Raw genomic sequence first — 11,599 nt, 5'->3', positions numbered from 1 at the left:
GTGCTATAACCGGGCCGTACCCAACGACAGCCCGGAGGCCTGCGCCTCCCCGCCATCCCAGGAGAACGGCATGCCATCGATGAGCCGCCGCCAGTTCCTGAAAGTGACCGGGACAACCCTGGTCGGCTCCAGTCTGGCACTGATGGGCTTCGCGCCCGGCATCGCGCTCGCGGAGGTCAGGCAGTACAAGCTGACCCGCGCGACCGAGACCCGCAACACCTGTACCTACTGTTCGGTGGCCTGCGGCATCCTGATGTACAGCCTCGGCGATGGCGCCAAGAACGCCGAGCCGAGCATCTTCCATATCGAAGGCGACCCTGACCATCCGGTCAACCGCGGCACGCTGTGCCCGAAGGGTGCCGGCCTGGCCGACATCATCCACAGCAAGTCGCGCCTGCTCTACCCCGAGTACCGCGCGCCCGGCTCGAACGAGTGGAAGCGGCTGAGCTGGGACGATGCACTGGACCGCATCGCACGGCTGATGAAGGAAGACCGCGATGCCAATTTCGTGCAGAAGAACGAGGCCGGGCAGACGGTCAACCGCTGGCTGACCACCGGCATGCTGGCAGCCTCGGCCACCAGCAATGAAACCGCGGTGCTGACCCACAAGGTCGTCCGCTCCCTTGGCATGTTGGCATTCGACAACCAGGCACGTGTCTGACACGGCCCGACGGTGGCAGGTCTTGCCCCGACGCTAGGCCGTGGTGCGATGACGAATCACTGGGTCGACATCAAGAATGCCGACCTGATCCTGATCATGGGTGGCAATGCCGCCGAGGCGCACCCGTGCGGGTTCAAATGGGTGACCGAGGCCAAGGCACACAACAAGGCCCGGCTGATCGTGGTCGATCCGCGCTTCAACCGCTCGGCCGCGGTGGCCGACGTGTACGCGCCGATCCGCACCGGTACCGACATCGTGTTCCTGGGCGGCCTGATCAACTACCTGTTGACCGAGGACCGCATCCAGCACGAGTACGTGCTGAACTACACCGACATGTCGTTCCTGGTGAAGGACGAGTTCGCCTTCAAGGACGGCCTGTATTCGGGCTACAACGAAGAAAAGCGCAGCTACGACCGTTCCAGCTGGGACTACGCCTACGGTGACGATGGCTTCGTGCGCAGCGACCCGACGCTGAAGGACCCGCGCTGCGTCTACAACCTGCTCAAGCAGCACTACGCGCGCTACACCGTGGAGATGGTCGAACGCATCTGCGGCACGCCGGCCGACAGCATCCGGCAGGTCTGGGAGATGATCGCGTCCACCGCCGGCAAGGACAAGGCGATGACCATCCTGTACGCGCTGGGCTGGACGCAGCACTCGGTGGGTGCGCAGAACGTGCGCGCCGGCACCATGGTGCAGTTGCTGCTGGGCAACATCGGCGTGGCCGGTGGTGGCATGAACGCGCTGCGCGGGCATTCCAACATCCAGGGCCTGACCGACATCGGCCTGATGTCCGACCTGCTGCCTGGCTACCTGACGCTGCCGAAGCAGGACGAGCAGGACTACGACGCCTACATCGCCAAGCGCACGCAGAAGCCCCTGCGCGCCAACCAGATGTCGTTCTGGCAGAACTACCCGAAGTTCCACGTCAGCCTGATGAAGTCGTGGTGGGGCGACGCTGCCACCGCCGACAACAACTGGTGCTTCGACCACCTGCCCAAGCTCGACAAGCCGTACGACATGCTGCAGGCGTACGAGCTGATGAACGAAGGCAAGATCCACGGCTACATCTGCCAGGGCTTCAATCCGCTGGCCTCGGCGCCGAACAAGCGCAAGCTGATCAGTGCGTTCTCCAAGCTGAAGTTCATGGTCAGCATGGACCCGCTGGAAACCGAGACCATCGCCTTCTGGCAGAACCACGGTGCGCTGAACGACGTCGACCCGAGCACGATCCAGACCGAAGTGTTCCGCCTGCCGACCACTTCCTTCGCCGAGGAGAACGGCGCGGTGGTGAACTCCTCGCGCTGGCTGCAGTGGCACTGGAAGGGGGCCAATCCGCCGGGCGAAGCGCGCAGCGACATCGAGATCATGTCCGAGCTGTTCCATCGCATCAAAGCGATGTACGAGAAGGACGGCGGTGCGTGGTGGGAGCCGGTGCGCGACCTGGCCTGGAAGTATTCCAACCCGGAACTGCCGACGCCGGAAGAACTGGCGATGGAATACAACGGCAAGGCGCTGGCCGACGTGTTCGATCCGAAGGACCCGACCAAACTGGTGCGCAAGGCCGGCGAGCAGCTGGCTGCGTTCGGCGACCTGCGCGACGACGGCAGCACCGCCTCTGGCTGCTGGATCTACATCGGTGCCTGGGGCCCGGCCGGCAACATGATGGCGCGGCGTGACAACAGCGACCCCACCGGCATCGGCAACACGCTGGGCTGGGCCTGGGCGTGGCCAGCCAACCGCCGCGTGATGTACAACCGCGCCTCGTGCGACGTGGCCGGCCAGCCCTTCGATCCGCGGCGCACGCTGCTGGCCTGGAACGGAAAGAACTGGGGCAGCGTGGACGTGCCGGACTTCAAGGCCGACGAAGACCCCGCCGGCGGCATGGGCCCGTTCATCATGAACCCGGAAGGCATCGCGCGCTTCTTCGCCAAGGCCGGCATGGCCGAAGGCCCGTTCCCGGAGCACTACGAGCCCTTCGATACTCCGCTGCGCAGCAACCCGCTCAGCCCGGGCCAGGCGCAGACGCTCAACAACCCGGCCGCGCGCGTGTTCGCCAGCGACCGTGCCCAGATCGGTTCGCCGGACGAGTTCCCGCACGTGGCCACTACCTACCGCCTGACCGAGCATTTCCACTTCTGGACCAAGCACGGCAAGCTCAACGCCATCATCCAGCCCGAACAGTTCGTCGAAATCGGTGCTGCACTGGCCGACGAGCTGGGCATCAACAACGGCAGCCGCGTGCGCGTGAGTTCCAAGCGCGGCCATATCGAAGCCGTTGCGATGGTGACCAAGCGCATCAAGGCCCTGCAGATCGATGGAAAGACCGTGCACCAGGTGGGCATTCCGATCCACTGGGGTTTCCTCGGTGCGGCCAAACCCGGCTACATCGCCAATACGCTGACCAACGCCATCGGTGACGGCAACTCGCAGACGCCCGAATCGAAGTGCATCCTGGTCAAGGTCGAGAAGGTGTAGGAGACACGCCATGTCACTGCAATCGCTGGACATCATCCGCCGCTCGGCCACCACCACGCCCTCGCCACAGGCGCGCAGCGCGCACACCGGCCAGGTCGCCAAGCTGATCGACGTGAGCAAATGCATCGGCTGCAAGGCCTGCCAGGTCGCGTGCATGGAGTGGAACGACCTGCGCGACGAAGTGGGCAGCTGCGTTGGCAGCTATGACAATCCGCCGGACCTCAGCGACCAGTCGTGGACGGTGATGAAGTTCCGCGAGTACGAGGACGAGAAGGGCAAGCTGGAGTGGCTGATCCGCAAGGAAGGCTGCATGCACTGCAGCGATCCGGGCTGCCTGAAGGCCTGCCCATCGCCCGGCGCGATCATCCAGTACGCCAACGGCATCGTCGACTTCCAGGAAGAAAACTGCATCGGCTGCGGTTACTGCGTGACCGGTTGCCCGTTCGACGTGCCGCGCATTTCCAAGAAGGACCACAAGGCCTATAAATGCACGCTGTGTTCGGACCGGGTGGCGGTGGGCCAGGAACCGGCCTGCGTGAAGACCTGCCCGACCGGCGCGATCACCTTCGGCAGCAAGCAGGCGATGACCGAGCATGCGGCCGGCCGTGTGGAAGACCTGAAATCGCGCGGCTACGAGAACGCCGGCCTGTACGACCCACAGGGCGTGGGTGGCACCCACGTGATGTACGTGCTGCAGCATGTGGACAAGCCCGAGCTGTACGCCGATCTGCCCAAGGACCCACGCATCAGCCCGATGGTGGAGGTCTGGAAGGGCGTGGCCAAGCCGCTGGGCGTGCTGGCGATCGCCGCCACCGCCTTCGCCGGCTTCCTGCATTACATCGGCATCGGCCGCAACACGGTCAATGACGAGGAAGAAGAGGAAGCCGAACACGAGGCGAAGCAGATCGAAGAGGAGCAGCGGCCATGAAGTACGCCCCGCACCCGCGCCAGATCATCCGCTACCGTGCGCCGACCCGCATCAATCACTGGATCGTGGCGATCTGCTTCGTGCTGACCGCGCTGTCCGGGTTGGCGTTGTTCCACCCTGCTCTGTTCCCGTTGACCCAGCTGTTCGGTGGTGGACCGTGGACGCGCATCCTGCACCCGTTCGTTGGCCTGGCCATGGTGGTGGGCTTTGCCTTGCTGGCCTTCCGCATGTGGCGCGATAACCTGCCGACCGCCGACGACCGCGCGTGGATGCGCGGCATGCGCGATGTACTGCGCAACGAGGATGAGAAGCTGCCGCCGGTGGGCCGTTTCAATGCCGGCCAGAAGCTGTTGTTCTGGGCCATCATCGGATGCCTGTCGGCGCTGCTGCTGACCGGCTTCGTGATCTGGCGGCAGTACTTCAGCCACTTCTTCCCGATCGGGGTGATCCGCTTCTCGGTACTTGCCCATGCGCTGTTCGGCTGGGTGCTGATCTGCGCCATCGTGGTGCACATCTATGCGGCGATCTGGATCAAGGGGTCGGTGCGGGCGATGACCCAGGGCAAGGTGACCTACGGGTGGGCGTACAAGCATCACCGGCAGTGGTTCCGGGACATCCTGCGCGGGCGCCGGGAAGAGGGGTAGCGGCAGGGCCTGCGGCCCTGCACCCGCAGAGGCAACGTCAACGTCAACGTCAACGTCAAAAGCTGGCTTCCTGAGGGCTGGCCGGGTGGGTCCGGTTGCGGGGGACGCCGTAAACCCGTCCTTGGGGGCTTGGCCGCGGCATCCATGCCGCGGACACCCCCGCAACCGGACCCACCCCGCCTTCGACAGTTTCCTGCGATCTGTCGGGACGGCGTTCTACGTTGCGATTGGTGGGTGTCGACCTTGGTCGACACGATGAACACGGGAACGACCGAAACCGACTTTTGTAGAGTCGAACCATGCTCGACTGCTCTGCCTCGAACACGCTGGACGCCAGCGCCGACAACGGCGAGGATGGAGGCTGGTTCTTCTGGCTGGCCCTGCATGGCGCAACGCATCCTTGAACCCGGTGAGATCGAGACGCTGGCCTCGCGCGATGTTCCGCGCATCATCCTGCCCGATGTCGCTTCCCTGTTCGCCGAGCGCGCGACGCGCCTGCGCAGCCTGGCTGCGCACAGTGCCATCGGCGGTTACCTGCAGCTGCTGGCGGCGTTGGCAGATGCACAGCAGGCACTGCTGGACGAACTGACACCACAGCAACGCGAAGCGCTGCAATCGCAGGCACGTGCGCAGCAGTCGAGTGCGGCGGCCGGTGCCGGCATGCCGTTGCGGCCGGCCAACACGCTTCACCTGGATGGACGCTGGCGCGACTGGCTGCGCACGCTGTGCCAGCACTGTGCCGACGAGGCCGGGCTGCCGGCGGAAACCCGCCAGGAGTTGCAGCGCGTCGCCGCGGCCGACGATGCCTGGCTGGAGGCGCAGGCCCATGCCGTGCTGGAGCGTGATGATGCGCCGTCGGTGGACGCGGTCGCGGCGCTGCTGGTGATGAACGCACTGCAGGTCTACTGGGCGGTGCTGGCGGACAGCTTCCGCTCCACCGACCTGAAACCGCTGGCCGATGCACCCGGCCTGTGCCCGTTGTGCGGCTCGCTACCGGTGGTCAGCGTGGTGCAGGCACGCCCACCCTATGCGTCCTACCGTTACCTGTCGTGCTCGCTGTGCGCGTGCCAGTGGCACTACGTGCGCGTGCAGTGCAGCCAGTGTGGCACCGCCGGCAAGGACATCGCCTACCGCGCCCTGGCCGATGTGGATGGCGACAGCGGCGAGGCCGTGCGCGAGAGCGCGGTCCGTGCCGAGACCTGCGACCACTGCCACAGCTACCGCAAGATCCTGTACCTGGAAAAGGATCCCTCACTGGAACCGGTCGCCGATGACCTCGGCACGTTGGCGCTGGACCTGCTGCTGGGCGAAGAAGGTTATGCGCGCGCCAGCCAGAATCCGCTGCTGTGGCAATCCGACGGCGAGTGAGGCGATGACAGCCACGCCCTCCACCCCGGCATCGGTATCCGCCCTGCCCTCGCTGGACCGGTTGCTGCGCCTGCCTGCCCTGGCAGCACTGATCGAGGGCCACGGCCATAGTCGTATCACCCGGCTGCTGCGTTCGCACCTGCAGGTGCTGCGCGACCGTATCAGCGCCGGCCAGCTTTCGGCCGCGCAGCTGCAGGAAGCGGTTGGCGGTCCGGCGCTGGTCGCGGCGATCGAGTCCGCACTGGCGGCCGATGCACGGCTGGATCTGCAGCCGATGTTCAATCTGACCGGCACCGTACTGCACACCAATCTCGGGCGCGCATTGCTGCCCGATGCCGCCGTGCACGCGGTCAGCCGCGCGATGACCGCGCCGGTGGATCTGGAGTTCGACGTCATCCGTGGTCGTCGCGGCGACCGCGATGCACGGGTGCAGGCATTGATCTGCGAACTGACCGGCGCTGAAGCCGCCACCGTGGTCAACAACAATGCGGCGGCGGTCCTGCTGCTGCTCAACAGCCTGGCCAACCGCCGCGACGTGGTGGTGTCGCGCGGCGAACTGGTGGAGATCGGTGGTGCCTTCCGCATTCCCGACGTGATGCGCAGCGCCGGTGCCCGGCTGCTGGAAGTGGGTACCACCAACCGCACCCATCCGGCTGACTTCGCCAACGCCATCGGCGCGCGCACCGCACTGCTGATGGAGGTGCACGCCAGCAACTACGCGATCACCGGCTTCACCGCCAAGGTCGACACCGCGGCGATGGCGGCAATCGCGCACGAACATGGCCTGCCGCTGGTGGTGGACCTGGGCAGTGGCAGCCTGTGCGATCTGGCCACGTTCGGCCTACCGCACGAGCCCACTGTGCAGGAAACGCTGGCAGCCGGCGCCGATCTGGTTTCGTTCAGTGGCGACAAGCTGCTGGGTGGGCCTCAGGCCGGCATCATCGCCGGCCGCGCCGACCTGATCGCGCGGATCAACCGCAACCCGCTCAAGCGCGCGCTGCGCATGGACAAGATGGGCCTGGCTGCGCTGGAAGCGGTGCTGGCCCTGTACCGCGAACCGGAGCTGCTGGCACAGCGCCTGCCGACCCTGCGCACGCTGTCGCGCACGCAGGACGACATCGATGCGCAGGCCCAGCGCCTGCTGCAGCCGATGCGTGCCTCGCTGGCGGCGGACTACACCCTCGAGCCTGCTTCGATGCACAGCCAGATCGGCAGCGGCGCGCAGCCACAGGCGCAGCTTGCCAGCGCCGGACTGCGCATTGCCAGCGCACGCCGTGGCGGACTGGATCGCCTGGCCAAGCGCTTGCGTCAGCTACCGCGCCCGGTGCTGGGCCGCATTGCCGATGACGCGTTGTGGCTGGACCTGCGCTGCCTGGAACCCGGGGACGAAGCGGCCTTCCTCGCCCAATGGAGCGCGCTGCAGGCATGATCGTCGGCACCGCCGGGCATATCGACCATGGCAAAACAAGCCTGGTACGCGCACTGACCGGCATCGAAACCGATCGCCTGCAGGAAGAGCGTACGCGCGGCATATCGATCGAACTGGGCTACGCCTATGTCCCGGTGGAAAGCAGGGACGTCGAAGGCTCGGCCGCGACGCTGGGCTTCGTCGACGTTCCGGGCCATGAGCGCTTCGTGCACACGATGGTGGCCGGCGCCACGGGTATCGATGTCGCCCTGCTGGTGATCGCTGCCGACGACGGCGTGATGCCACAGACCCGCGAGCATCTGGCCATCCTGCAACTGCTGGGCGTCGACCGCGGTGCGGTGGCGCTGACCAAGATCGACCGTGTGGATGTAGCGCGCATCGCCCGGGTCGAGATCGAGATCGCTGCGCTGCTGGCCGGAACGCCGCTACAGGATTCCCCTGTATTCGCCTGCAACAGCACCTCAGCCGATGATGCCGGCATCAGTGCACTGCGTACCCAGCTGCACGCGTGGGCGGCGGACGACGCCAGCGCGCGCCAGGCCGCACTGCGCAGCGAACTGTTCCGCATGCCGGTGGACCGCGTGTTCTCGCTGGCCGGCCACGGCACGCTGGTGACCGGCGCGGTACATGGCGGCATCGCCTTGGTGGGTGAGCATCTGCAGCTGATGCCGGCCGCCACTGAAGTGCGCATACGCAGCATCCACGCGCAGAACCAGGCCAGCGACCACGCGATGGCCGGGCAGCGCTGCGCGTTGAACCTGGCAGCCATCGCTCGTGACGACATCCGCCGTGGCGACTGGATCGCCGACCCGCGCGCACTGCTGCCCACCACCCGCGTTGATGTGCGCCTGCGGCTGTCCGCGTTGGCCGCGCCATTGCGCGACTGGGCGCCGCTGCATATCCACTGGGGCACGATGCACCGGCAGGCCCATGTGGTGCTGCTGGAGGACGACGATCACGGCAATGGGCAGTTGGTGCAACTGGTGTTCGATGCGCCGGTCTGTGCGATGTGTGGCGATCGCTTCATTGCCCGCGACTCGGCGGCAACCCGTACGCTGGGCGGCGGTGTCGTACTCGATCCGGATCCGCCACAGCGGCGGCGGCGCAGCCCTGCACGCCTGGCGTGGCTGGTGGCGCTGGAACAGCTGGCCACCAGCGCAGATGTTGGCCCGCTGCTTCAGCAGGCGGCCACCGGAATTCCATTGGCCGCACTGCAGCGCTACTGCCGGCGCGCCGCCGACCGGATCGATCTTCCTGCAGGCGCACAGCGCATCGCCACCCGCGACGACACGGTGGTCGTCCTCGCTGCGCACTGGCAGGTGCTACGCGAACAGGTAATCGCCTCACTGCGTGGCTGGCATGAACGACGCCCTGACGAACCCGGTGTCGACAGCGGGCGCCTGCAACGCAGCACCCTGCCTGCACTGGCAACGAGCCTGTGGAACGCGCTTCTCCAGGACCTGCTGGACGACGGCAGCGTGCAGCGCGTGGGCGCCTGGTGGCGCCTGCCCGGCCATGACCATGCGCCACCGGAACGCGAGCGTCTGCTGCTGGAACGCGTGCTGCCGCAACTGCACGCCGGTGGCTTCGATCCGCCGTGGGTGCGCACCCTGGCCGCCGACATCGGCCTGGCCGAAGACGAGGTCCGCGCCGTCCTGCGCCGCGCCACCACACGTGGCGAACTGTTCCAGGTGGTACCGGACCTGTTCTATGCACCGGCCCGCATTGCCGAGCTGGCCGCGATCGTCGCGCAGCTGTCGCAGGCCAGCGGCGCGGTGGATGCGGCCGCTTTCCGCGATGCCATCGGCCTGGGCCGCAAGCGCAGCATCCAGATCTTGGAGTTCTTCAATCGCGTTGGCTACACTCGACGCGTCGGTGACCAGCATCGGCCGCGTGGCGACCTGCAGTGGAACGCAGCCCGCGACTGAGCCCACCGCTACCGCCGTACTTTCGGAAGGCATGCGCATCCGGGCATGCGGCTGGGCTTCAAACCCAGTAGGGGGCGTCGATCGTTCCCTGGTAGGTTCGACTCCTGCTGCCTTCCGCCATTCGTGTTTCCGCAGGAGATGTCGGCATGGCCACGCACGCGCAGTCCCCCGCCCCTTCAACGGCCGATGCCCCACAACGACTGACCTCTCTCGCGCATGGCGGCGGCTGCGGCTGCAAGATCGCGCCGGGCGTGCTGTCCGAACTGCTGCGCGGCGTGCCGGCGCTTCCGGCACCGGCTGAGCTGCTGGTTGGTCGCGAGACCAGCGACGACGCCGCGGTATACCGCCTTGATGACCGCCAGGCGATCGTCGCCACCACCGATTTCTTCATGCCGATTGTCGACGACCCGTTCGACTTCGGCCGCATCGCCGCCACCAACGCGCTGTCGGACCTGTATGCGATGGGCGCGCGCCCGCTGTTCGCACTAGCCATCGTCGGCATGCCGATCAACAGCCTGCCGCAGGACACCATCCGCGGCATCCTGCAGGGCGGCGAACGTGCCTGCGCCGATGCCGGCATCGTGGTGGCCGGTGGCCACAGCATCGATTCGGTGGAACCCATCTATGGCCTTGCCGCGATCGGCGTGCTCGATCCGCAACGCCTCAAGCGCAATGCCGATGCCCACGCCGGCGATGTACTGGTGCTGGGCAAGCCGTTGGGCGTGGGCGTGTATTCGTCAGCTCTGAAAAAAGAAGCGCTGGATGCCGACGGCTACCGGCAGATGATCGCGTCGACCACCCGACTTAACACCGTGGGCGTGCCGCTGGCCGCGCTGGACGGCGTGCATGCCATGACCGACGTCACCGGCTTCGGCCTGCTCGGCCACCTGCTGGAAGTGTGCCGTGCCAGTGGCGTGGCCGCCGAGGTGGACAGTGCACAGGTGCCGCTGCTGCCACAGGCGCTGGAGCTGCTGCAGCGTGGCTGCGTGACCGGCGCCTCCCACCGCAACTGGACTTCCTATGGCACCGAGGTGCGCTTCGCCGAGGGGTTGCCAGCACATTGGCAGCCGCTGCTGACCGACCCGCAGACCAGCGGTGGCCTGCTGGTGTCTTGCGCCCCGGAAGCGGTGGACGCGGTGCTGGCCTGTTTCCACGACGCAGGGTTCGTCCAGGCAGCCGTGATCGGCCGCTTGAGCGCTGGAACACCGGGCGTCAGCGTGCGCTGATGCGCGGAAACGACAAGGGCGCCCGAAGGCGCCCTTGTCGTTTCGCCGGGTGCAGCATCACTCGATGTTCTGCACCTGTTCGCGGATCTGGTCGATCAGCACCTTCAGTTCCACCGCCGCATTGGACGTGCGGCTGTCCACCGACTTCGAGCCCAGCGTATTGGCTTCGCGGTTGAACTCCTGCAGCAGGAAGTCCAGGCGGCGGCCGACCGGCTCACGCTGCTTGAGCACGCGGCGGATCTCGACGATGTGGCTGCCAAGACGGTCCAGCTCTTCATCCACGTCCAGCTTCTGCAGCCACAGCACCAGTTCCTGCTCAGCGCGGCCGGGATCGACCGGGTGCGGCAGGTCGGCCAGGCGTGCGGCCAGCTTGGCACGCTGGCCGTCGCGAATGGCCGGAATCAGCGTGCGGACTTCGGTGGCGATGCGTTCGATGCCGTCCACGCGCTCGCTGATGGCCGCGGACAACTTGCCGCCTTCACGCTCGCGGGCCTCGACGAAGCCGTCCAGCACCTGGTCCAGCAGGGCCAGTGCCTCGACCTGCAGGGCGGCGGCATCGGTGGCCTCGCCACGGGTCACGCCCGGCAGCTGCAGCAGGTCGGTGAAGCTGACCTGCAGGTTGGGGAAATCGGAGGTCAGGCGGTGGGCCAGGCGGCCCAGCTGGCCCAGCAGGGCCTCGTCCACCTGCAGGTTGGCCGCCGCTTCCGGCGCGCGCAGGCGCATCACCAGATCCAGCTTGCCACGGCTCAGGCGTGCGGCGATGCGCTCGCGCAGCTGCGGTTCGAGCGCCCGCAGTTCCTCGGGCAGGCGGGTGCCGACCTCCAGGAAGCGGTGGTTGACCGAGCGCAGCTCGCAGCCCAGCGTGCCCCACGGGGTGACCCGCTCGCCGCCGGCATAGGCGGTCATGCTTCGAATCATGGATTGTGTCCGGTGCGTG

Annotated in this window: 8 protein-coding genes and 1 tRNA gene; 8 read left to right on the top strand and 1 reads right to left on the bottom strand. The window is 66.9% G+C overall.

Annotated features, from left to right (window positions below; genetic code table 11):
- Window positions 1–70 precede the first annotated feature (70 nt).
- From fdnG to selD, 8 genes are all read left to right on the top strand, one after another.
- On the top strand, window positions 71–3,139 hold the full coding sequence (gene fdnG, locus RI032_RS12825) for a formate dehydrogenase-N subunit alpha (RefSeq protein WP_322547096.1): 3,069 nt from the start codon (window positions 71–73) through the stop codon (window positions 3,137–3,139).
- A gap of 10 nt (window positions 3,140–3,149) precedes the next feature.
- Window positions 3,150–4,067: a formate dehydrogenase subunit beta gene (gene fdxH / locus RI032_RS12820; protein ID WP_010484042.1), complete on the top strand. Its 918-nt coding sequence runs from the start codon at window positions 3,150–3,152 to the stop codon at window positions 4,065–4,067.
- The gene (locus tag RI032_RS12815; RefSeq protein ID WP_043400330.1) at window positions 4,064–4,711 is read left to right on the top strand and encodes a formate dehydrogenase subunit gamma; all 648 of its coding nucleotides are present in this window, start codon (window positions 4,064–4,066) and stop codon (window positions 4,709–4,711) included. Before fdxH ends, RI032_RS12815 begins: the two co-directional genes overlap by 4 nt.
- Window positions 4,712–5,095: 384 nt before the next feature.
- Window positions 5,096–6,079, top strand: a complete 984-nt coding sequence (gene fdhE, locus RI032_RS12810) for a formate dehydrogenase accessory protein FdhE (protein WP_010484040.1) — start codon at window positions 5,096–5,098, stop codon at window positions 6,077–6,079.
- A gap of 4 nt (window positions 6,080–6,083) precedes the next feature.
- The gene (gene selA, locus RI032_RS12805) at window positions 6,084–7,508 is read left to right on the top strand and encodes an L-seryl-tRNA(Sec) selenium transferase (RefSeq protein WP_322547095.1); all 1,425 of its coding nucleotides are present in this window, start codon (window positions 6,084–6,086) and stop codon (window positions 7,506–7,508) included.
- Window positions 7,505–9,436 carry a selenocysteine-specific translation elongation factor gene (gene selB / locus RI032_RS12800; RefSeq protein WP_322547094.1) on the top strand — a complete coding sequence of 644 codons (1,932 nt, stop codon included), beginning with the start codon at window positions 7,505–7,507 and terminating at the stop codon, window positions 9,434–9,436. Before selA ends, selB begins: the two co-directional genes overlap by 4 nt.
- A 24-nt stretch (window positions 9,437–9,460) precedes the next feature.
- Window positions 9,461–9,556: transfer RNA gene (locus RI032_RS12795), tRNA-Sec, on the top strand.
- A 26-nt stretch (window positions 9,557–9,582) separates the two neighbouring features.
- Window positions 9,583–10,662, top strand: a complete 1,080-nt coding sequence (selD, locus tag RI032_RS12790; protein ID WP_322547093.1) for a selenide, water dikinase SelD — start codon at window positions 9,583–9,585, stop codon at window positions 10,660–10,662.
- A 57-nt stretch (window positions 10,663–10,719) separates the two neighbouring features.
- Here selD and RI032_RS12785 read toward each other — a convergent pair whose 3' ends face one another.
- Window positions 10,720–11,580: a YicC/YloC family endoribonuclease gene (locus tag RI032_RS12785; RefSeq protein ID WP_019661992.1), complete on the bottom strand. Its 861-nt coding sequence runs from the start codon at window positions 11,578–11,580 to the stop codon at window positions 10,720–10,722.
- Window positions 11,581–11,599: the final 19 nt, after the last annotated feature.

This window comes from Stenotrophomonas geniculata, assembly GCF_034508895.1.
Classification (GTDB): domain Bacteria; phylum Pseudomonadota; class Gammaproteobacteria; order Xanthomonadales; family Xanthomonadaceae; genus Stenotrophomonas; species Stenotrophomonas geniculata.
The sequence above is the reverse complement of the archived record's forward strand: the minus strand, read 5'-3'. Positions and strand labels throughout refer to the sequence as shown.

Coding starts and splice junctions, on each gene's coding strand:
- selB (WP_322547094.1), top strand. CDS start 7,505: ATGATCGTCGGCACCGCCGGGCATATCGACCATGGCAAAACAAGCCTG.
- selD (WP_322547093.1), top strand. CDS start 9,583: ATGGCCACGCACGCGCAGTCCCCCGCCCCTTCAACGGCCGATGCCCCA.
- RI032_RS12785 (WP_019661992.1), bottom strand. CDS start 11,580: ATGATTCGAAGCATGACCGCCTATGCCGGCGGCGAGCGGGTCACCCCG.
- selA (WP_322547095.1), top strand. CDS start 6,084: ATGACAGCCACGCCCTCCACCCCGGCATCGGTATCCGCCCTGCCCTCG.
- RI032_RS12815 (WP_043400330.1), top strand. CDS start 4,064: ATGAAGTACGCCCCGCACCCGCGCCAGATCATCCGCTACCGTGCGCCG.
- fdhE (WP_010484040.1), top strand. CDS start 5,096: ATGGCGCAACGCATCCTTGAACCCGGTGAGATCGAGACGCTGGCCTCG.
- fdxH (WP_010484042.1), top strand. CDS start 3,150: ATGTCACTGCAATCGCTGGACATCATCCGCCGCTCGGCCACCACCACG.